The sequence below is a fragment of the Cognataquiflexum nitidum genome (assembly GCF_022538055.1).
GTDB classification, from domain to species: domain Bacteria; phylum Bacteroidota; class Bacteroidia; order Cytophagales; family Cyclobacteriaceae; genus Cognataquiflexum; species Cognataquiflexum nitidum.
On the sequence record NZ_JAKZAM010000012.1, the window covers coordinates 1 to 22,685 of the forward strand.

Annotated in this window: 14 protein-coding genes; 3 read left to right on the top strand and 11 right to left on the bottom strand. The window is 43.7% G+C overall.

Features of this window, described 5'->3' with window-relative positions; genetic code table 11:
- Window positions 1-219: 219 nt before the first annotated feature.
- The 10 genes from MMU07_RS09780 to MMU07_RS09825 all read right to left on the bottom strand — a co-directional run bounded on the left by MMU07_RS09780 (window position 220) and on the right by MMU07_RS09825 (window position 12,418).
- On the bottom strand, window positions 220-783 hold the full coding sequence (locus MMU07_RS09780) for a transposase (protein WP_241125690.1): 564 nt from the start codon (window positions 781-783) through the stop codon (window positions 220-222).
- A 635-nt stretch (window positions 784-1,418) separates the two neighbouring features.
- Window positions 1,419-2,828, bottom strand: coding sequence for a Gfo/Idh/MocA family protein (locus tag MMU07_RS09785; RefSeq protein WP_241125691.1), 1,410 nt, complete (start codon window positions 2,826-2,828; stop codon window positions 1,419-1,421).
- 292 nt (window positions 2,829-3,120) lie between these two features.
- A complete protein-coding gene (locus MMU07_RS09790; RefSeq protein ID WP_241125692.1) occupies window positions 3,121-3,327 on the bottom strand; it encodes a YgaP family membrane protein in 207 nt (68 codons plus the stop codon).
- 161 nt (window positions 3,328-3,488) lie between these two features.
- Window positions 3,489-4,976, bottom strand: a complete 1,488-nt coding sequence (locus tag MMU07_RS09795; protein WP_241125693.1) for a BCCT family transporter — start codon at window positions 4,974-4,976, stop codon at window positions 3,489-3,491.
- Between the two features lie 10 nt (window positions 4,977-4,986).
- Window positions 4,987-5,472, bottom strand: coding sequence for a DUF2062 domain-containing protein (locus MMU07_RS09800; RefSeq protein WP_241125694.1), 486 nt, complete (start codon window positions 5,470-5,472; stop codon window positions 4,987-4,989).
- A gap of 42 nt (window positions 5,473-5,514) precedes the next feature.
- Entirely contained in the window at window positions 5,515-6,546 is a 1,032-nt protein-coding gene (locus MMU07_RS09805; RefSeq protein WP_241125695.1) for a glycoside hydrolase family 113, read from the bottom strand.
- Between the two features lie 4 nt (window positions 6,547-6,550).
- Window positions 6,551-7,309 (bottom strand): DUF6503 family protein, encoded by a 759-nt coding sequence (locus MMU07_RS09810; protein ID WP_241125696.1) that lies wholly within the window; start codon window positions 7,307-7,309, stop codon window positions 6,551-6,553.
- 57 nt (window positions 7,310-7,366) lie between these two features.
- A complete protein-coding gene (locus MMU07_RS09815) occupies window positions 7,367-8,152 on the bottom strand; it encodes a DUF4422 domain-containing protein (RefSeq protein ID WP_241125697.1) in 786 nt (261 codons plus the stop codon).
- Window positions 8,153-8,283: 131 nt separating this feature from the next.
- Complete coding sequence (locus MMU07_RS09820; RefSeq protein ID WP_241125698.1) at window positions 8,284-9,129, bottom strand: rhamnan synthesis F family protein; 846 nt, start codon at window positions 9,127-9,129, stop codon at window positions 8,284-8,286.
- A gap of 574 nt (window positions 9,130-9,703) precedes the next feature.
- Window positions 9,704-12,418 carry a M14 family metallopeptidase gene (locus tag MMU07_RS09825; RefSeq protein WP_241125699.1) on the bottom strand — a complete coding sequence of 905 codons (2,715 nt, stop codon included), beginning with the start codon at window positions 12,416-12,418 and terminating at the stop codon, window positions 9,704-9,706.
- Window positions 12,419-12,639: 221 nt separating this feature from the next.
- Between MMU07_RS09825 and MMU07_RS09830 the strand changes: the two genes are divergently transcribed.
- The 3 genes from MMU07_RS09830 to MMU07_RS09840 all read left to right on the top strand — a co-directional run bounded on the left by MMU07_RS09830 (window position 12,640) and on the right by MMU07_RS09840 (window position 22,503).
- Window positions 12,640-13,506: a dienelactone hydrolase family protein gene (locus MMU07_RS09830; protein ID WP_241125700.1), complete on the top strand. Its 867-nt coding sequence runs from the start codon at window positions 12,640-12,642 to the stop codon at window positions 13,504-13,506.
- Window positions 13,507-14,271: 765 nt separating this feature from the next.
- Window positions 14,272-21,999, top strand: coding sequence for an MBG domain-containing protein (locus tag MMU07_RS09835; RefSeq protein ID WP_241125701.1), 7,728 nt, complete (start codon window positions 14,272-14,274; stop codon window positions 21,997-21,999).
- A 3-nt stretch (window positions 22,000-22,002) separates the two neighbouring features.
- Window positions 22,003-22,503: a hypothetical protein gene (locus tag MMU07_RS09840; protein WP_241125702.1), complete on the top strand. Its 501-nt coding sequence runs from the start codon at window positions 22,003-22,005 to the stop codon at window positions 22,501-22,503.
- On the opposite strand, the gene MMU07_RS09845 is transcribed toward MMU07_RS09840, so the two are convergent.
- A complete protein-coding gene (locus tag MMU07_RS09845; protein ID WP_241125703.1) occupies window positions 22,500-22,637 on the bottom strand; it encodes a hypothetical protein in 138 nt (45 codons plus the stop codon). The genes MMU07_RS09840 and MMU07_RS09845 overlap by 4 nt on opposite strands.
- Between the last annotated feature and the right edge of the window lie 48 nt (window positions 22,638-22,685).

Below are 22,685 nucleotides of genomic sequence, written 5' to 3' on the forward strand. Positions count from 1 at the left end.
TTCAAAAAAAACCTCCAAGTTTTGGTCAAATAACCTTTGAGGTCTACCCTACCGCAGCAAAAGGACCTCGAAGGTTTAATTAAAAAAGAGACCTTCGAGGTTCAAAAAAAACCACAAAGGTCTAGTCCATAAACCTTTGAGGTCTCGACTGCAGCGATTTCAGGACCTCGAAGGTTTTAAACGAATAAATTAAAATTACACTATTTCATGGAAAACCATTTATTCCAAAAGAAGGTCCATTGGTAGGTATTCTTCAACATTTATCTTATGCACTTTTTTGAATTCTTCTAAATCCCCGAACCAGCCTAAAACCTCATCTCTTCTAATTTTTGATGGTTTAGATGACATATAAGAATTATAGGATGAATATTGCCAATCAGAAGGTTCTCTTCTCAAGCCATGTTTAACAGGATTATGATGAATATATATAATCAGCCTAGTATAATATTCATTCGATTCAACTTTTTTCCTCTTAAATTTCCTTTGAAATAAGCCCCCATTCCTTGTGTATAGTTTATTGAAACTTTTTGTGTAAGCGTTCAAAAAATCACCAATTGATTTTACAATTTCTTCATCATTACAATTGTCTTTCACCCTAACCAAAAAATGAAAATGATTAGGAATTAAGCAATATGCCAATGTATCGAAATAAGGATTTAGGTATTTTTCATATTTGGTTAGAAAAAAGAAATAATTATCATTTTCTAGAAATAGCTTTTCTGCTCCGATTGCTCTGCTATAAAAATGATAAATATAGCCTGATTCAAAAGTGTCAACATTCATTTCAAAATTTACTAAAAACTAATGTATATTTCATTTTATGCTAAAAAATATTGTAGAAAGACCTTCGAGCTAGAAAAAAACCTCAAAGGTCTGGTCCAAAAACCTTTGAGGTCTTGACTGCAGCGATTTCAGGACCTCGAAGGTTTAAATAAAAAAAAAGACCTTCGATGTTTAAAAAAACCTCAAAGGTCTGGTCCAAAAACCTTTGAGGTCTCGAAAGCCACGATTTCAGGACCTCGAAGGTTTAATTAAAGAGAGAAACCTTCGAGGTTCAAAAAAAACCTCAAAGGTCTGGTCCAAAAACCTTTGAGGTCTACCCTACCGCAGCAAAAGGACTTCGAAGGTTTTTTTAATTTAATCATTATCTTTTTATTCCAAGAGAGATTTCATTCATAGACCTTCGAGGTTAAAAAAAACTTCAAAGGTCTGGTCCAAAAACCTTTGAGGTCTTGACTGCAGCGATTTCAGGACCTCGAAGGTTTAAATAAAAAAAAAGACCTTCGAGGTTCAAAAAAAACCTCAAATGTCTGGTCCAAAAACCTTTGAGGTCTCGAAAGCCACGATTTCAGGACCTCGAAGGTTTAATTAAGAAAGAGACCTTCGAGGTTCAAAAAACCTCAAAGGTCTTTAGAAAATCACACAATTACCTTGGTTGTTCCGCCGCCTTTGAGGGTGATGTCAACAGGTTTGTTGGTTTTCCAGCTTCCTCCGGTAAAATCCGGAACATCGATGGAGTTGGAACGGTGGGCTACCGACCATTCGCTCAAAGGCGAAACAGCTGACCAAAGCGCTGCATCGTACACGTCCTGATCCAAAGGAAGCCCATTCCTAAGGCAGTCAATCAGCCTCCAATCCATCATAAAGTCCATGCCTCCATGTCCTCCGATCTGCTTGGCCAATTCCCCTACCTTCTTGACGATTTCTGGAGTATATTTTTCTTCCAAAGCTTTCATTTCTTCGGCCTTCATCCAGCTGTGCCCCTGTGCGACTTTTGGCTCAGGATATTTTTGTGCGTAAGCTTTTGTCCCGCTGACTGTATGCAAACGGGAATAAGGTCTCGGTGAAGTCACGTCATGTTGGATCATGATGGAGCGTCCTTTTTGGGTTTTGATAATGGTGGTGTTCATATTTCCCCCAAATTTCTTTTCTGCAAAAGGGGCAAAGAAATCATCTGTTTCAGCCAATTCTTTGGCTTTGGCACCCATATGAAAATCTGCACTTGACAATGAGGTCAGGTAATTCATCTGATCGCCCCTGTTGATATCCATAATCTGACAGACAGGACCAAGACCGTGAGTCGCGTAAAGGTTTCCATCACGGTAATTTTCCTTCAGCCTCCACATATCCTGATAACCGCCATCGCTTGTTTTCATAAAATTCAGCCAAAGCAAATCATGGATATACGCTCCTTCGGTATGGATAATTTCACCAAAAAATCCATCTCTTTTCATATTGAGTGTCATCAATTCAAAAAAGTCATAGCAGCAGTTTTCCAATTGCATGCAATGTTTTTTGGTGCGCTCGGAAGTTTCGACGAGCTGCCAGCATTCCTCCAAAGTCCTTGCTGCAGGAACTTCTACGGCGGCATGCTTGCCCGCTTCCATGGCATAGACGGCCATAGGAGTATGCCATTCCCAAGGCGTAGCAATATAAATCAGGTCCAAATCCTGTCTGTCCACCATTTTCTTCCAGGCATATGCGGATCCGGAGTAACCTTCAGGATTGTGTTTGGTACTTTCAAGCTTCTTCTTCATTTTGTCCACCCTATCAGGCATCAGGTCACAAAGGGCTTTGATTTCTACACCTTCGATTTTGCTCAGACGGTCTACAGCGCCAGGTCCTCTTTGACCTAAACCAACAATCCCTATCCGGACTGTTGGAAGTTTTGGGGCTGCGTATCCCGACATATTGAAATGCTGGGAATGGGTTCGCAGGCTTTGAAAAAGCACTTGCTCGGGGGTTTCGGCTTGCGCAAAATTTGGCAAAGCCGAACCTACTAATCCGAGGCCTGCAAGCCTGAGGAAATCTCTGCGGTTATTGTTCATGCGGAAATGGGTTTTTGGTATTTATCTTTAAAAATTTGAATTTAAGGTTTATTCCTATTTGAAAAAGATCCTCGTGTAAAATTTGAAAAATAAAAAACATGGATATACGCTTCTTTGCCAGTAGCCCTATATTCTTCTTCATGGGGACAGAAGTCGGAAGACCGATGTACCGGATATTTCAGTCTGCAGACAAAAATTTAAATGGATATCCAATCTAATGGCATAATTGTGTACATACATAAAAAAAGCAACCCAAAAAAGGATTGCTTCAATTATGAACAAAACCAAAATATTATTTTTTGGCAGGGCAGGTTCTGAGTCCAAAAAGTGTATATAGCGGACAAAAACTTACAAGGCTGGTCAATAAGAAAACAGCTGCAACAACGACAAGTACAATACCCAAGGTGCCTGTCACAATTCCGCCAAAATATAAATATACCGCAATCAGGGCAATGATGGTACGGATGATTCTATCCGTGGTTCCCATGTTCTTTTTCATGATTTTTGTGTGTTTAGGAGTGAAACAATAAAACCAAACCAAAAATTATTGACAGGCAAATGGCACAAACAGCAATCAATTTTAAAGCGGTTTTCATCGGATTAAATTTAAATCAATCTCCACAATCAATCTTATGACTTTTGTCACAGAAAAAACTAACGTTACTTATTCTTTTCCAAAATCACTGAATTCAGAAAATAAAAAACCATTCCAATAAATAAAAAGGAAAACGGCAGCGCAAAAAGGATAAGCAACTGACTGACTGATTGAAGCAGGCTGTCTTTGCCCATCAAAATCACCACAATGGTAAACATGGCAATGCATACACCCCAAAACATCCTGTACCTTCTCATTGGCTCGGCCTTTCCGTCGTCTGTAAACATGCTCAACACAAAAATGGCGGAGTCCACAGAGGTAATCAGAAATGTGAAAATCAAAATCGTAGAAACAGTATTACTGATTGAGGAATAGGGAAAAAGAGAAAAGAAATTGAACAGGGCACTGTAAATGGAACCGAAGCTTTCGGCTGTGGTTTTGCCGCTTTCGATCAATCCAAAAGCATTGGAACCAAAAACTGTAAACCAAATGAAAGTACCCAAAGCCGGTACCATCAAGGTTCCGGTAATAAATTGACGGATGGTCCTTCCTTTAGAAATCCTCGCTATAAAAACCCCGGTAAAGGGTGCCCAAGCCAACCAGAATGCCCAATAGAAGAAGGTCCAATCTGTCAAAAAGGAATGCGAAACTTTTTGATCTCCGATGTTGAGACTCATGGGGACGAATTCCAACAAATAGATACCGAGTGACTTGAAAAACATCCCCACCACCATCCATTCGCTTCCTACTATCCATGTGAAAAGTAACAAAAGGGAAGCGAGACCAATATTGACATTGGATATAATTTTGATTCCGCGGTTTAGGCCCAATAAAGCGGAGTACGTAGCAACAACACAAATCAAAAGGACCAGCCAAATGGTAAGATTGGAAGGTAAATCTTCCAAGCCCATCCAATAAGCTGCCGCATCCAGCAATTGCCTGCTGCCCAATCCTACCGCAGCCACTACGCCCAAAAGCGTACAGATAATGGTCAGGATATCCATCATGGTGGCCCAAATGGTTTTTTGAAGGCGCTTTTCTAAAACTGAGGAACTGAGGATGGTACCATTTTTTTCATACAGGTTATAGGCAATCACCAATCCGAACAATCCATAAAATGCCCAAGGGGTAAGCCCCCAATGGAAAAAAGTGTATTGCAGCGCAAACTCACCCTGTGAAAGCACTGATTCCCGAGGAGGATGGGTATAATAGAAAACAGGTTCCTGGACCGCCCTCAAAAGCAATCCTGCACCCATTCCTGTGCTGTAAAGCATCGCGATCCAAGAAAACCAGGAATATTCGGGTTTTCCCATTCCCAATTTTCTGTTTCCAAAAGGAGAAAAAGCAATGGCCAACAATATCAAAACCGAACCCAAACCCACCATCAAATTGAACATCCCAAAAACCTCCAGGATTTGAAAAGTCCAAGTCCCAAGCTTTTCCCGGAAAGCATCAGGAAACCAAAAGGCCAAAATCAGGAATACAAACACAAAAATCCCTGACCCATAAAGGGTGTGCTTTTGGTTATTTGTCGGCTGGGTGAAAATATTCACGGCTTTTTCATTATAACCCAGATCTTAAATTGCTTTCGGTTGCATGCCGACCTGATCGGATTGCCCTAAAAAACTGAAACAAAACTATATACATCAAAACCGCAATCGGGGAGGCTATAATTACCCAACCGCCAACTGCCAAAACCAACCTACCCGAATACTGTGAAAAAACCTCCAAAATTCCATCGGCATAGGCATTTTGCAAGCTTTCCATATCCATTCCCAAAGTCTCAAACCCAAACAAAAATTCTCCAACCCTGGCAAAAGGAATAATAAGTAAGATTTGGGCCGGCGTCAAAACATAACTGACGGCAATCATAATGGGCATGTTAAGCCTCAATCTCAAAGCCAAAAATGCCAACACAAAAGTAGTGGTTCCGTAAATCGGGAAAACCCCGATCAGCCCAGCGATGGAAATACTCAAAGCCAGTTCCTTCGGCGTAAGCCCCTGTTTCAGTAGCCCTTTGAATTTTTGACCAAGATTTCTTAACCGCATGCCTATTTGATTTTGCTAGTTCTTGTTCAAAAATTATAGGTCTTATTCTGAAAAATAACTTCTCATCACCAATTGCGCCTTTTTGTTTTGTGGGGTAAAATCCGGGTTCCGTTCACGGGCTTGCGGATACCATTTCCAAAAATAGACGCCTGCCAACCAATCTTTTTTCCAAGCTGTCTGAAAGAAAGCCTCATAACAAAGCGCCTGAACTTCCTCCGAAAGCGGGATTTCCTTTCTTTCATTTGGCCAAACCCATGGCTCAATCGCCGCATCCTCTGTGTTGCAATAGCCGATTTCTGTGAAAATCACAGGCTTGCGATATTGCCTCACGGTCTTTTCTATTTCCTTGCTTTTCTTTTCCCAAGAAGAAATCAATTCATCGAGATCAGGATTCGTCTTGTCACTCAAGGGGAAATAAGCCTGTATGCCGATATAATCCAAGGCATCCCAAAATTCAATCTGTTGGTATTCTGTAAAATTCGCGGCATATACGAGTTCTCCCTTGTACACAGACCTGATTTCTTCAATGACTTTCCTCCAATCCTCCTCCCGTTCACTTGTCATCTCCAATTCTGTTCCGATGCACAAAATCGGAATCTGATCTTCTTCCGCAAATCGGGCAAAATAAAGGATGAAGGCGGTGTATTGCTCAAACCATTTTTCCCAGTTTGCTTCTGTCTTCATGCTGATGGTTCCCGGCCAACTTCCCCTCACCCAAAGGTGCGGCTTCAGGATACTTTCAATGCCCTTTTCCCTGCCAATGGAGGTGGTTGTATTCATCCCTTTGAGAGATTCTCCCCACCACATTTTATCAGAATGCTCCTCCCATTTGATTTCAGGAAGGTTTGGATCTGCCTGCCATCCAAATGGTGTCTGGGAAATATGACTCACACCAAAACTCCCCAATGTATCCAATTCCCATCCTTCGAGCGGATTCCTGCTTCCGACCCAACATACTCCCTTGTGTTTATCGGCGAAAACAATGCCGATATTTTCTTCGGCAGCCTGATTTTGATAAGTCCAGATGGCCAGACTCAGCAAAATCAACACAAGCAAGATCAGAGGTCTTTTCATTTTGCTATTGTTTGGTAAGGGGTAGTTCCACCACCACATTCTCTAAAATGATTTCAGAAAGTAATTCCAATTTACCTTCAATAAACAAGTTTTCCATGTCTTCCACAGGGGTGTTTTTATCCGCCGGTTGGTAATTTTCATAATCCTGAAGGACGATACCTCCAACATTGTGCTGTCTAATCGCCTTCCGGAATCTCACTCCTCCACCATCGGTATGGTAAGAATAAGCGAAGTAATCGATAAAGTTGGTTTCCTGATTGAACCAATAAATAAAGATGTCGTCAAAGTCCTCTCCTCCCCCATCTTCTGAAAAAGTCACTTTGACCTTATGGTATTTTTCCCCTTCCAATTCGCCCTCACCCAAATACGTTTTGAAGACTGCCTCATCGTTCAATCCATAAGGCAAAAACGTGAAGTAAGCCACGGAGTTGACCGAGTTGGTAAATGCTCTGACCCTATCTTCGGGAAGGGAAACTGCTTCGCCATTGACAGTTCGGACAAATCCGGAATTGTTCAAGACATCGCGGATGAGGCCGGTAGAATCTGTGAATTGCCTCAAATATTGAAATTTGGAGGGGTTTTTGGAGATTTCATAATACCGGTCCCTGAAATCAAAACTGATATTGCTTGTTTCAAATAGTTTTCCCCCATGGGCTTCAATGGATCGGTCTACATACTGTTGTGCTTCAGAAACTGGCTTACAGGATTGGAGAAAAGCCCACAAAACAAGTAGGAGCAGTGAGAGGTTTAATTTGATTTTCATAATTGCGTTATTTTCTTTTGTATTCTGAAAAAATTCAAAGCAGACTTATCTCGTGACTTATCCGTTTTTGAAATTTTTGAAATAAATCAGTTGGAGTTCTTTACAGTTCAATTGTTCTTTTTTGAACCAAATGGTGAGCAATCTTTCTGCTATAAAACCCAGGATTCGCTTTTGATATCCAGTATAATTCTCGAGGTCAATTCTTCTCTCAAATTCAAACATCATCCCGAACCACCAAGGCATGAATTTTTGGTATTGTTCACGCTTCAATATAAACATATTGTTGGCATACAGCCTTTTTCCTTTGAGTACGGATGCAAAAGCAGGCAAGTATTCCGGACATTTTTCTTCAATGATAGAACGAAGAATTTCCAGGTCATGGATATCATGGTAGCGCCTATAATGCTCCTCCACGGTATATCGCAACTTCCGCGCCTGCGGCAAAATGGCATCATACCGGCTGAGCAACTCATCCAACTGATCATGATTTAAGATTTTGGATTTGAAAAAGTCTACATCATCGGTGTAAATCAGTCCATATCTTTTGGCAGCCAAACCTATGGGGAAATAAAAAAAACGTTTGATCTTGTAGAAAAGTGGTTCGGGCTCAATAGTATAAAACCTCCGGTAATGACAAGTGCCCGTTACCGCTTGGTCAGTGTTTTTCCACACCCAATAGGCACCCGTCAATTCGCTGAAGAATGGATTTTTATCAGAAATATTCTCCCCGGAATCGTCCCCAAGCATATTTTCGGGTACTTTTTCAGGATTCAATGCATTGCCGCACATAAGCGGCCTGTAAAGGGAATCGTTTTTGAGAACCATCCCTTTTTTGTAATGCATGATGAATATTTTCGAATCAGAAAGTGCTGTCATTGGTTTAGGGCTTCAGAAATATTGAAAACACCAAAGCAAATTAGCTTAGTAAACCGGTTAAATTAAAACCTCACGGAAAAAATATTAACACTTGAGGCCTACAATTCTTTTTTCATCCTTTTCAGTTCCTTGATCAAGCCTTCTAAATCCCAATCCCTGTCACCGTATTTCAACATCATGACATCCCACTTGATCTTTGGTCTAAAAAAACACTTAAAAAACTTAGTATGGAAGATCGCCTTCTTTTTGATGACCGGATAGCCTGCCTTGATCAACCTGAAGTAGTGGGAATGACTTAAATTGGTGTCTTTTTTTATGTTATGCTCCACCGAGAATGACTTGCTGTCAATAAAACTCCCTACAGTTAATCCTTGGCTTTTAAAAAACTGCGTCAAACCAATCTCCCAAGTATTGATAACAGTTTGGCGGAGTTTTTTGAGATCTTTTTCTCTCAGCAGTTTTTCAAGTTCAATGGATTCAAAAAACTTGTTCAGAAGGTCAATGGCTTTTTTATTGAAGACCAAAAAATGGCTCTGAATATGGTGGTTGTCTGAATGCGTCGAAAACCAAGGTTTTTGGTAAGAATCAATCAATCCCCAAAAATCAAGATCCTGTTTTTCACCCCAAGTGAAAACAGGCTCTAAGGATTTGAATAAAATATTGGAATCATTGATACAGGCAATCTGAGTATAATTCTCCAAATTAACTGTCCCTATAGCTTTATGAAACATGCCAAGATCATATCCTTCATTTTGGACAAACATCAGCCTGACATTTGGGAAATTAACATTCTCAGTATCTTTGACCTGCCTTTCGTTAGAAATCAGAATCAGTTCGTCAAAATACCTTGAAAGCTCTTTTACAAATATTTCTACATACTTTGGAAAATGAGGTAGTTGACAGAAATGAATAAAAACACACAGTTTTTTATCGGTCACGGCCATATTATTTCCCGCTTTGAATCGTTAGAATTTGCTTGAATTGATATTTTGGGGGATTGTCACAGCTCTTAAAAAAATCCAATAATCCACATTCAGAAGTAAAGGATTTGGAAAATTTACTTTTCCAATCATCTAACAAAACACAAACGGCAAAACCCATGTCTACACTTTTTTGAATCTGAATTCAATGTTTTACTTCTACCAAGAAATGGTAAATATCACTGAAGTAATCTGAAAGAGTTTATTTTGGGTTATTTGATCAATTGGCCTGAATCATTCGGTGGTGATTGGGACCACAAATTTAAAATGTGGACTCGATTTCAAGATGTTTGATTAATTTTTAACCATAAACATCAAATTCCTCCATTTTTTTATAAAAACAAACCGCACAAATTAGGCCAATTTTTATTTAAAAAACTATTTGTTTTCTAAAAAAAAAGAAACCCAAAAACAGGGGCATCCTTAGGCGTGGTTTCTTTTTCCGGCTTCCCAAAAAAGTAAAAACTTTGAGCAAAAAAAGAGGAAACAGGCAATTCAACCCGTTTCCTCTCCAATATGAAGTCTTGACAGTTACATTCTATTTGACATAAAGCTGGTTAAACAACAATTTGAAGGTATTGTGTGCCTGTGCCCTGAAAGTGATCTCAGGCCCGAAAGCTACCAACTTGCCTTTTCCGATCGGTGCTTCAAAAGCCACCACGCCGTTTCTCAGGTAAGATTGTCCCCAAGCCCAACCAGACACCAAGGGTGATTCTGTTCCAAACCAGGCCAAAGGTTTGATACCTTTGATCAGTGCATCGGGGGCGAGGTTGAATACCGGGCTGTTGTTGAATACCATGTTGGCAGACTCTCCCATTCCCCAGTTTGCTGGAGCAGAGGAATCAAGATTAGCTTTCAGGATACTTCCTGGGATGTAGTATTTTTCACCTGTCAAGGGTCTTTCTCTTCCATCAGGAAGTTTTTCCAATAAGGCATTCGTCACAGGTAGCCCAAGGTCATAAGCAAGTGAAGTGCTCGCTCCTACTGCCACTACATTACCTCCTGCTTCCATGAATTTTTTCAGTTCAGGTACTGACTTGTCTTTGGTCAGGTTGCCAAGGAGTTTGTGGTATTGGATATCGATGTCTTCTGCTTTTGGCATGCCGCCCCAGCTTCTGATGGTACCCGGTGCGCCCGCGCCGATAAATAGGATGACATCATATTTGGCTTTCAGATCACCTTTGTCGATATCCTGAGGATAGATGACTTGGAAAGGAAAATGGTATTGCTCCATCATCCACCTTACCCAACCTGAAGGCATGGAACCACCATAATGGTCAAACAAGGCTATTCTAGCAGGTTTGATTTTGACTGCACCGGCTGGTTTCGAACTTGAGACAAGCTTTACCCCAAATTCTTTTGCGGCTTTTTCTAAAACAGCCTTACCTCCGGAAACATAGAAACTCCCTGCCGGCAATCCTGAAACAGTGGAAGTTGTCCTTGAAACTTCAGCTCCTGATTTCAACAAATCATTGACAGCAATAAAGGCATTATTTGCTCGGGAATCGATCAAGAATCCAGAACCGGAAGGCACTTTCATCGCAGGAAAACTTTGGATCTCACCATAAGCGATTCTCTCAAATGGTCCATCAAAACCCTCCATAATTCTGTCAAACTCCACGCCCATCTGGTAGGCTAGTGTCCATCCTGCGGCATCGTAAGGACGCTTTGGAGGACCTCCCGGAAATTCGAAATCGTTAGGGTGATCCTGGGGCTCAAACATGTCCAAGACGTGCGGACGGAATGCCTGAGCGGATTTCACTACATAAGAACCAGCAGGATATTTTTTGCCGTTCACGGTAAATTCCGCAGTGGCTTTGTGAACCAAAATACCGGATTTGATCAAGGCATTGATAAACCTGACCGCAGTCGGGAAATCTGCCTGATCGGCAGGAAGGATAAATCCTCTTGGATCGCGAAGGTCCATATCCTGAAAAACCGAATCGAAATACTGCTTTGGCAATCCGCTTCTCATGCCATAATAGGCCATTTCAGGATCATCTGCAGCTTTCTTTTCTTTGGCTTTATCATAGGCAGCCTGCACTGCCGCAGACCTCTTGGGATACTTGGTCCAATAATCCATGTTGCCACGGTCGATGCTGTTTTTACCCATCTTGTAGATGTTGTAAAGGATGGCGTCACCATTTCTGCTGGCAAAATCCAAAATTGCAAAGTTGAGCGAAACAGAGTAGTCTATTGATTTTTTGAAGTTCCAAGCTTGAGGCTCGATCGGAAATGGCGTTGCATGCGTCGGAATCAATCTATCCGGCACCAAAGGAATCTCGGAAGGTGTAGGCCCTCCTGTGATTTCTGTCAGGATACCGATCATGTTGTGGAAATAGGGCGTGGTACGTAGGCCACCGTTCCACCAAGAGGAAAACACTGATCCACCAAGACGAGTATAGCCGGGTCTTCCTTCCAGATTGAGCCTGTTGATCATCGCTGCACCTACTCCGTCCAAGCTCGTCATGATCAAAGGATCAAAGACGTGGTTGAATGGATCCCTGTAAGGCGGTCCTGCCACTACAGTTCCTGCAGGCGAGGTCTGATGGTGGTTGTAAATGATTTGGGGAAGCCACTCCACATATTGCTGTAGGGAAGTATTGGTGGTTTCCTTCATATTCATAATGAAAAAATCCCTGTTGTTGTCATGACCCACGTACTTTTGGTACATGTAAGGGCTGTTCATATTTCTCTTTTTGACATCCGTAGGTCCCATATACCAATCGGTAACAATCTCCTGTCCGTCAGGATTGACCTGCACCATCAGGATGATCAGGTCGTCAAGAAAGCGGAGGATTTCAGGATCATTGCTGCTGACCAATTCGTAGTATGTCGGGATCAACTGGTGCGAGCCTACTGTCTCTGTAGAGTGCAGTCCACCATCGATCCAAACCACCGGTTTTCCCTCCACGGATAGCTTTTTGGCTTCTTCCTCGGTGATTTCGGCCCTGGCTAGCAGTTGGGAAATCTCCTTATACCGGTCAAGTTTTTTGTGATTTTCGGGGGAGGTGATGATCATCATCGGCATTTGCCTTCCTTCCTCCGTCGGTCCGATTTCTACAAACTTGACCCGGTCTGAAAGGGCTGCCAGTTTTCTGAAATAAGCATCTGTAGCCGTATAAGTAGCTAACTTGTAGTCTTCCCCTATCTCAAAACCAAAATGTTCCTTCGGGCTGGGGATACTTTGGGAAAAGGCAGTGGTAAAGGTCATCAAACCTACTATTGCCCACAAGAAGTAGTATTTTCTCATAAATCTTTTTGTTAGGTATTTTTTTCAATTTAATACAGACCTTTTTCCCAAGCAAAAGCGGGATTGTAATCGGAAAGAAAAAGGTTTGATTGGTCATATTCCCGATCCAAATTAGTTAAATTTGATCATTCCATTTAATTGAAAATTGTGCGGACACATTTTCTGCCAAGTTGACCGCCAACAATCTCTATTTTGAAGACTGTTAACCAAAAAATAACCCCATGTACAAAATCATCATCTACCTCAACCTGATCCTAATCGGACTCCTTGGCTGGAAAATATCCGAAAAAGAAACTGTAATCGTATCTGACCAAATCACCATGTGCCACACCGGTCCCTCCGAGATGATCGCATTTCTTGACGACAGCAAGTTTGTGGCGTTCCATCCATCCCCTGTTCCTTTTGACTTTAATCCATCGGGTGAAATGGTCACTTTTCCGACTTCTGACGGAAATAAGGCTAACGGGTACCTTATCAAAGCAAAGAATCCGTCCAACAACTGGCTTTTTGTCTATCAGGAATGGTGGGGGCTCAATGACAATATCAAAGCCGAATCAGATAAATTTTACAATGACCTGGGAGGAAATGTCAACGTCATCGCCATCGACATGTATGATGGCAAGGTAACTTCCAATCCACAGGAAGCCGGCGGATTGATGCGGGGAACTGACGAAAAAAGACTGGTGGCTATCGTCCTTGGCGCCAGGGATTTTGCAGGCAAAGATGCTAAAATCGCCAATGTAGGCTGGTGCTTCGGAGGTGGATGGTCATTGAAGTCGGCCCTTTTATTAGGCAAGCAAAACGTGGGTTCTATCATCTACTACGGCATGCCGGTAAGGGATGTGGAGCAATTGAAAACCCTGAATTCTGATGTTTTGGGTCTATTTGCCACTGAAGAATACATCTCCAAAGCAGTCATTGAAGAATTTGCCGGTGCGATGGACAAAGCCGGAAAAGGCCTGGAGTACAAAATATTTGATGCAGTCCATGGCTTTTCCAATCCCTCCAATCCAAAATATGACAGCGAAGCTACCGCAGAAGCTTATGGCATGGCTTTGGGGTATTTGAAGGGGAAGTTTGAGAATTGAAAGATTGGGAGATTGGAAGGTTGGAAGATTGGAAGGTTGGAGGTTTGGAAGGTTGGAGGTTTGGAGGGTTGGAGGTTTGAGAATTGGAAGATTGGAGGTTTGGAGGATTGAGAATTGAAAGATTGGAAGATTGAAAAATTGGAAGGTTGGAAGGTTGGAGGTTTGGAGGATTGGAAGGTTGGAGGATTGGAAGGTTGGAAGGTTGGAAGGTTTGGAAGGCTGGAAGGTTGGAGGATTAGTGAAATAAGCCGAAAGTTGATTCCTTCAGATTTTGTAATTGCAAGCTGAATAAATCGCATAATTATTTGTTTTTCTACCGATTTGCAAAAACCATTTTTTTCCACTTCGGTTCGATGAACGGATATTTTGAGATCAATAAATCCCGGTAGTCGAGCCCGCCGAGGACATGCTGTTGGTAATCCTATACCGGTAAGATGATGGAAATACATAAAAAATTATCCGATTTAGATCACAAAAAAGTTGGTGGAAAAAGCAGCGGTAGGACTGTTTTTTCAGGCAACTCTTTTCCATTTTATTCCTTTTTTAATAGGTTTTTTCAGGGTAAAGCATGATATTTGACCACCTCATTTTTTCGACATTCGATCGCCAAATTCATAATCAGGAAGCAAAATTTAACCTGAAAATTTTTTAGACATACATTTTAAATACATAAAAAAGCATTTAAATACATTTATTTTGTTTTATAAATAATAAAGACCAAGTTTTGACCCATAATATACTCGCAAGTAAATTTTTAAATAACAAATGGGTTCAGATATTTCAAAATACAGCCTCGGGCTAGCAAGCCTGATATTATTGTGGATCGGCAAGTCCAAATCACTCATCGGCCTACTCGCCATACTTCTTATTATCAGTACAGAAAATACTTTTGGACAGGCGGTTTGGGAGAGTTCGGCAACGGCTGTTGGTTCTGGCACAGGCTCAGGATCAGTTACCAGACCAACCGGAACCACAACAGGTGATTTGCTTATAGCAGGATTTATGTTTGAATCTGGAACTGATGCCACCTTAAGCATACCAACTGGATGGACACTTATACGCCGAACCGACCAAAGTAGCAACGTGGGTATGGCAACCTATTTTAGAATAGCCACCTCAGGTGAACCTGCTTCCTATGCCTTTAGAGCGAGTGGCAAATGGGCTGTCGGGATTTCCAGGATTTCAGGTGCTAATCAAACTTCCCCTATCGCGGTTTCAAATGGTAATTCCTCTTCAAGTTCATCCACATCGGTGGTAGCACCAACCGTTACCACGACAGCAGCCAATCAATTGGTCCTTGCATTTTATACAAATAAAAAGAATGGTACTTACATACCGGATTCGGGTACCACTGAACGTTATGATGCCCCAAATACATCAGAAGGAATACCCTCAAATATGTTGGCAACTTATGTACAGGCGGCTGCCGGGACTACGGGAACAAAGACGGCTACCGCATCAGAATCAGAAACCTGGGTAGCTCAGCAGATTGTAGTTAATGAACCAATAATTGAAATATCCGAAACTATAACCACCGTAGGAAACGGAACCTACAATGTTCCTGCAGGTGTAACCTCCCTTAGGATTCAAGCTTGGGGTGGAGGTGGTAGAGGAGGGAGCGCCACCAGCAATGGTGGAATGGGAGGTGGTGGAGGTGGTGCTTATGCGTCATCGGTTTTAACGGTAACCCCTAGCTCATCAATACCTTATTTTGTAGGTTCTGGAGGTAGTGGTACAAATACAAACGGTGGGAGAACTACATTTGGACCGCCATCTGGACAAACAGCTAGTATTAGCAACAACGTACAAGCAGCTGGTGGAATTGGTGTTTTGAATAATACCTCCCAAGGAGGTGCAGGCGGAGGAGCTCAGAATAACCCAAGTGTAGGTCAAATTACCCAATTAGGTGGCTCCGGAGCTACAGGGGTATCAAGTGGTCCTAGTACAAGGGGAGGAGGAGGTGGTTCTTCTGCGGGAATTAATGCTTCTGGTGTGAATGGTAGCGGAGTAACTGGAGGTACAGCTCCAGAAGGTGGAGGAAATGGGGGAAGCGCCGGTGGAAGAGGTAGCAATGGTGGTGGTGGTTCTCCTCCGGGAGGAGGCGGTGCTGGTGCTTCCAGAAACGGTACAAATACTTTAGGTGGCAATGGCGGCAACGGACAAATCCGAATCAGCTACCAAGCCTCTTTGACAGTATCCAGTCCCAATGACATCAACGTAGGCACACGGGCGGAATATACGATCACCCGAAATGGCCCTACGACTGCAGCAGCTACGGTCAACCTTTCCAGCTCAGGAGCTACAGGAGGGCAATTCTTTGCAGCAGCATCAGGTGGAACAGCGATTACAAGTATTTCTATTCCTGTCGGAAGTACAAGTGTCACCGTTTATTTTACCGGAAATGCAGGTACGCATACGGTCAACTTTGCTTCTCCGGGATATCTGCCTGCTTCTGATGTATTGGTAATCAATCAGCCTGCATCAACGGTAACCATAAAGTCTGGAACATCCAACTCATTTACCTATACTGGTTCAGCCCAAGGTCCTGGAGTAAATGACTTTGACTTTACAGGTTCCCAAGGGACTAGGTCTGTTCTATATACTGGAGTGTCACCGACGAGTTACAATTCGGCTACCCCACCAACCAATGCAGGAACCTATCAGGTAGTAGCCTCTGTTGCGGCGGATGCCAATTTCGGCAGTGCCAATTCATCACCGTTTGCATTTGCGATCACCAGAGCAACAGTGACCATTACTCCTGATGCCGGTCAATCAAAATCTCTCGGTGGACCAGATCCGGTACTTACCTTTCAATCTTCAGGTTGGTTAGGCTCTGATAATGCCGCTTTATTACAAGGAGCACTGTCAAGGGCTGCCGGAGAAGCTGCCGGTTTTTATCCCATCACTTTAGGCAATCTAACCGAAACCAGCGGAAATTATCTGCTTGCACTGACTGCAGGAATCCAGTTTGAAATTAAGCCTGGATCTACGGTTACCATTAAATCCGGAACATCAAATTCTTACACCTTTACCGGCACAGCACAAGGCCCCGGAATAAATGATTTTACATTTACAGGATCTTCAGGTGCTCAAACTATCCTTTATTCTGGAACAGGTAGCACTGTTTACAATTCGGCTACCCCACCAACCAATGCAGGTACCTATCAGGTAGTAGCCTCTGTTGCAGCAGATACCAACTTCGGCAGTGCCAATTCATCACCTTTTACATTTACGATCACCAGAGTAACAGTGACCATTACTCCTAATGCCGGTCAATCAAAATTTATTGGCGGATCAGATCCGGTACTTACCTTTCAATCTTCAGGTTGGTTAGGCTCTGATAATGCCGCTTTATTACAAGGAGCACTGTCAAGGGCTGCCGGAGAAGCTGCCGGTTTTTATCCCATCACTTTAGGCAATCTAACCGAAACCAGCGGAAATTATCTGCTTGCACTGACTGCAGGAATCCAGTTTGAAATACGAATCGATCCATCAATGCCTGTCGTGCAAGGAACGGCAACATTTCAAAATAGTTTTGCTTCTAATTCCCATAGTGTCACTTTGCCAAGTAACATTCAAGCAGGAGATCTTTTGGTAATGGTCCTTAGGCCTGGTGCAACCCTTGCCGCAACAACACCAAATGGTTGGACACTATTATCAAGCAGAAGCAGTAATGGAGTATCGTATGTCTTTTTCAGGACCGCATCGGGATCTGAAGGCAGCACCCAGTCCATCTCCTTGAGTAATAATGGAAGTCTTGCAGCCATCACCTACCGCATCTCCAATTGGGAGGGTACACCTGAGGCAGCGGTTGCAGGATCCAATACCAACAACCCCCCTTCCATCACCACTTCATGGGATGCCAGTCCAACCTTGTTTATAGCGGCTATGACCAACCGAAGGACTGATAACGATGTCACCGGAGCGCCAAGCGGCTTTTCCAACCTTCTAACGATAGCTAATAGCTTGAGCACTAATAATGCCTTTGTGAGGGCTAGCACAGCCGTAAGGGAAGAGAATACCAAAACTATTGATCCGGCAGGATTTTCCACATCAGGAACTATAGACAACCCTCATTCCTTCACCATAGCCATCAAAGGCAAAAGGAAAGTCCTTACCGTTGTGGCCAATCCCCTATCCAAGGTTTACGGACAGCCCGATCCCGAGCTCACCTATACAGTTACTGGTTTCCAAGGCGCTGATAATGAAAGCATCCTGACAGGTTCACTCTCCAGAACATCCGGTCAAAATGTGGGAACCTATACCATTTCACAGGGAAATCTGGCTGCCGCTGATTATATCATTGAGTTTACAGGGGCGAATTTTTCAATTACTCCAAAAACCTTAAGCATTACTCCTGACTCAGGACAGTTTAAAATTGTAGGAGAATCCGATCCGGAATCATTGACATTCCAAACTTCAGGTTTTGAATTCTCAGACAACAATTCCTTACTGACCGGTAGCCTCTTGCGTGCAGCGGGGGAATCCCCGGGTTTTTACCCAATCACACAGGGAACGCTAAACGTGACCAGTGGAAATTATACCCTACAATTTACCAGTGGTATTCAGTTTGAAATCAGGTCAAATCCATCCCGATATATTGTCACAGCAAGTACCACTAATCCACGGGCAGGAACTGCAGTTGCTATCTCTGCCCAGTTGGCAGATGTGAATGGAAGCGCTATCCCCGAGGCGGGAAGAACAGTGACCTGGTCTGAACTAATAGGAACCTCAGGAACCTTCTCTTCAGCCACATCGGTCACCAACGCCCAAGGTATTGCCACGGTGCAATTTACCACTTCTTCTACCATAGGCATCAGCACCAAGATTACAGTCGCCGGTTCCGGTGGGCTATTTGGTACTTCTCCTGAAATCACCACTGTGGATGCCGTACCTACCCAATTGGTATTTGTGCAAGATCCCTCGGGCAGCAGCACTGTCGCGGGGGAGGCATTTGCAACCCAGCCCATCGTGCATATCCTGGATGAAGAAGGCAATTTGGCCTCATCTGCCAACAAGCAAATAACCCTAAGTCTATCCGAGGGTTCGGGTGAACTTCGTGGAAATATCAACCTGAATGCCGTCAATGGGGTAGCAACTTTTGCAGGATTGAATATTGATCTTGTAGGTTCGGATAAGATAATCCTAGCGGAGTCAGAAGGATTAGCCTCTGCTACTACTTCTGCCTTTACCATTACGCCTGCACCTGCATCCCTCTTTACCAAGTATGCCGGTGACCAACAAGCGGCACAGGTGGGTACAGCAGTGGGTATTGCCCCTGCGGTGCGTGTTCAGGATGTTTTTGGGAATCCGATTTCGGGTGTATCAGTCAGCTTTGCAGTGACATCAGGAGGAGGCAGCATTGAGCCGACTACTGCGGTACTTACCAACGAGGAAGGGATTGCATCATTGATATCTTGGACTTTAGGACCTTTGCCAGGTCAAAATACGCTGACAGCAAGCGCATCCGGTTTTTCTACATTGACATTTACGGCTTTGGGAAGTGAGAATCTGCAAATAAGCGATTTTCCAAACAATACCTGGACCGTTCCTCCGGGAGTGACCGAGATTACCGTAGAGGCATGGGGCGCCGGGGGTGGTGGTGGCGGAGTCAGAGAAGGAAGTAATAGAGTCGGTGCCGGTGGTGGTGGAGGTGCATATACCAAAAGTATATTGACAGTAACTCCAGGTCAAATACTAAATATTTCAATTGGGACAGGAGGTACAGCCGGTTCTTCTACTGTCGATGGTGGCAGTGGAGGAGATTCTCGTGTTTCCTTTAATTCTTCAGACCTAGTTAGAGCAAAAGGAGGAATTGGAGGACAAAGCCGGACATCTGGAAATAGTACTCCGAAGGGTGGAGCAGGAGGAAGAATCGATGAATCAATAGGCGATACGATAACCGCAGGAGGAAATGGCTTGAATGGTTCGGGTACTGGAGGTAGTACCGGTGCAGGTGGAAATGGAGCAAATGGAGGCGCGGGAGGTACTGCAAGATCAACCGCGGGTAATGGAAATCCCGGATCTGCTCCCGGTGGGGGCGGAGGAGGCGGTAGAGATAATGATAGTTCCGGTAGCCGTTCAGGCGGATCCGGAGGCTCGGGAAGACTCATCATCACTTATCCCCAACCTGTCAATCAATTCCGCGCAGCGACTTCCGGTAACTGGGAAGATGAAAATACTTGGGAGCAGCAGTTTTCCAATGGGCAGTTTGCAAAGATCAACTCCAAGCCGGCAGCAAATTCCAATGCGGTGATTTCTGCCGAAAACATCAAAGTAACGGTATCAGATGACCTTTCCGTCTCGGGTTCAATCACCGTGGTTTCAGATGGTGAGCTGGTATTGGCCTCTGGCAAAAACCTCACTTTGAATCCAGGTTCCACGCTAAGCATCGGTAATGAAGGCATCCTCACCCTTCCTTCTGACGGTCTGGTCTTGGGTGCAGGCAATTTGGCTATCAACAAAGGTTCCACCCTTGCCATTGCACATCCAGAAGGAATAAAAGCCCTCGGCACCCCCGGCGGAGCGATACAGAATACAGGCACACGTACCTTCAGTGCAGAAGCCGACTACATCTACAACGGCACCGTGCCACAGGTGATAGGAACTGGGCTTCCTGAGGTTGTCAATGACTTGGAGTTGGAAAATCCTACCACGGTCACCTTGGACAGGCCTCTGAGGGTGGCAGTAGATCTGGAGGTAAACACCGGTACCCTGGAACTTGATGAGACCCTTACCGTGGACTTGGATATGGAGCTTAATGGTTCCTCAAGTGTGCTTGTCAAGGAAGGAAAAACCCTACAAGCCGAACTTCTTTCTAATATCAGCACCAATAACAATTCAAAAATCATCCTTCAACCCGGAGCCAAATACTTTAACCTTGGCATCAGCGCACCCCGGCTGGAGGTTCGTCAAAACCTCACGGGCACACGTGGCTGGAGGATGATGGGCGCTCCTGTCAGGGAAACAACCTATCTGGATTTTCTTGGAGAAATAGAAAGCCAGGGATTTCCTGGCTCAATTCGACCAAACCTACAGCCCAATGTACTATGGTGGGATGAAACCGATGCAGGTACCACAGCACAAGGCTGGAGACAGCCGGCCAATATCAGCCAACAGGTAAGCTCGGGCAGAGGACATTATGTATTTGTCTTTGGCGGCGCAAAACTTCCCGGAGGAAGTTCAGAATCCTATTCGGATGTACTGCCATTGACCGTAGCGACCACAGGCCAAGAATTGAACCTGAACTCAGGGGGATTCAACTTTGGCATAACCTATACCCCAAGAATTGACCAACTGACTAATCAAAACAACAATTTCAATGAGGTTTCTACAACAGACGCTGGATTTAACCTTATCTCCAATCCTACTGCCAGCTACATAGATTTCCAAAAAGCTTCAGGTTGGCAAAAAACCAACATCGACCAGACCATCTATATATGGAATCAAAATAGGAACAACGGCAACGGAGGCTTTGAGCTCTTTCAAGGATCTGACCCTGCCAATCTTATTGCCCCCTTCCAGGCATTCTGGATAAAGGCAAATGCCCCAAATCCTATCCTGACCATGAACAACGAGGCCAAGTCTTTTGCGACAAGCTCGTTTTTTGGAAGAGTCATTGAGGAAAGTCCCAAAACCGAAGCCCTAAAAATCAAACTTAATGTTTCGAGTGCCAGGATGGAGGCTGAATCCATCCTGAGATTCAGTCCCGAAGGAAAAGATGAAAAAGACGAATGGGATGCCTACCAATTGGAATCATTGGGCAACAACTGGCTTCTGCTTTATTCCTATGGCTCTCCAAAAGAAAATACCCCATTGGCAATCAATCACCTGAGCCTGCCACAAGAGGCTGAAGAGAAATCAATCCCTCTCAATCTTGCTGCAGCATGGGAAGGAAAACCTTTTGGGGATGATTATTTGCTGACATGGGAACTGCCTGCAGCATGGCCATCCAATCAGAAGGTAGTCCTGATGGACCATATTTCAGAAAAAGCCATCGACATGGGCAAGATATCAGAGTACAGGTTCAATTTCAAAGCACCTACCTCCTCCAATACAAACCTGCGCATTGATGGCCAAGGAATGAAAAGCCCTCAGGCGGTGGTATTCTCCAGTCCTTTTGAATCCGGAAATCCAAATGCCCGGGTCAATCCTGAAAGCCCCAAGCGTCCATTTACGATCGTGATCGGATATCAGGGTACAGGCACAGAACCTGAATACAGGCCTGAAATGCCAAAATTATTTACGCCATATCCTAATCCATTCATAGACAGGACCCGAATCAAATTCTACCTGCCAATGACTGCAACAGCAGAAATCAAAATCTTCGATACCAATGGTATGACAGTGGGACAATTTGATGCTGCCGAGTATCTCGCAGGCGTGCACGAATTGGATTGGGCACCAGCCGGTAACAGATTGCCTGCAGGAATTTATGTCCTTCAGTTGATTACAGGTGAAAATGTACTTACCCAAAAACTCTTAAAGAAATAAGCCATGCGAAAAATAACCCTTTTGATTCTATTTATCCTGGGACCATTTGCCATCCTGCACAGTCAAGCACAATCAACCAATGTGACAATCAGAGCCACCGCCACAGTAATGGACAACCTTGAGATGATTTCGATAAGGAATCTAGACCTGATAAGTCCCCCGATCGTAGAACAAAGAATATCCGTGTCCCCTATTTCCTCAGGCTATGCGGGCTTGTTCAAAATCGTGGGAAGTTCGGGGACAAGGATAAAAATCAACTACCTGAGAACCGAAGTGCTGGAAGAACAAAATGAGGGAATTGGGAAAATCTACGCAGAATATTCCCTGAGTGCCGGTGACGAAGATAATCAGGCAATAAGCTTTTTGCTCACACCCGGGGAAGCGGTGGTCACGCTGAGTTCCAGTGGAGTCATTTTTGTATGGCTTGGAGCTGAGTTGGACGTCAGCGAGGCCACTCCGGGATTATACTTATCCGAATTTGTATTGGAATTCGAATACATCTAAAGTATGGGGATCCGCTTTTTTCGGTATCCGCCCCATAGCAGGTAAGCCAATATTGCACCGGCAGTAACGATCCTGCCACCGGAAGTAAGTCCGAAATACGGGATATTAGTTTGTTTTGCAAGGAATGATACCATATAATCATTTTACCGGTATCATCCTGGACATACAGTTCCGTTTTTTTT

Coding starts and splice junctions, on each gene's coding strand:
- MMU07_RS09815 (WP_241125697.1), bottom strand. CDS start 8,152: ATGCATTACAAAAAAGGGATGGTTCTCAAAAACGATTCCCTTTACAGG.
- MMU07_RS09820 (WP_241125698.1), bottom strand. CDS start 9,129: ATGGCCGTGACCGATAAAAAACTGTGTGTTTTTATTCATTTCTGTCAA.
- MMU07_RS09825 (WP_241125699.1), bottom strand. CDS start 12,418: ATGAGAAAATACTACTTCTTGTGGGCAATAGTAGGTTTGATGACCTTT.
- MMU07_RS09800 (WP_241125694.1), bottom strand. CDS start 5,472: ATGCGGTTAAGAAATCTTGGTCAAAAATTCAAAGGGCTACTGAAACAG.
- MMU07_RS09810 (WP_241125696.1), bottom strand. CDS start 7,309: ATGAAAATCAAATTAAACCTCTCACTGCTCCTACTTGTTTTGTGGGCT.
- MMU07_RS09785 (WP_241125691.1), bottom strand. CDS start 2,828: ATGAACAATAACCGCAGAGATTTCCTCAGGCTTGCAGGCCTCGGATTA.
- MMU07_RS09805 (WP_241125695.1), bottom strand. CDS start 6,546: ATGAAAAGACCTCTGATCTTGCTTGTGTTGATTTTGCTGAGTCTGGCC.
- MMU07_RS09780 (WP_241125690.1), bottom strand. CDS start 783: ATGAATGTTGACACTTTTGAATCAGGCTATATTTATCATTTTTATAGC.
- MMU07_RS09835 (WP_241125701.1), top strand. CDS start 14,272: ATGGGTTCAGATATTTCAAAATACAGCCTCGGGCTAGCAAGCCTGATA.
- MMU07_RS09790 (WP_241125692.1), bottom strand. CDS start 3,327: ATGAAAAAGAACATGGGAACCACGGATAGAATCATCCGTACCATCATT.
- MMU07_RS09840 (WP_241125702.1), top strand. CDS start 22,003: ATGCGAAAAATAACCCTTTTGATTCTATTTATCCTGGGACCATTTGCC.
- MMU07_RS09845 (WP_241125703.1), bottom strand. CDS start 22,637: ATGGTATCATTCCTTGCAAAACAAACTAATATCCCGTATTTCGGACTT.
- MMU07_RS09830 (WP_241125700.1), top strand. CDS start 12,640: ATGTACAAAATCATCATCTACCTCAACCTGATCCTAATCGGACTCCTT.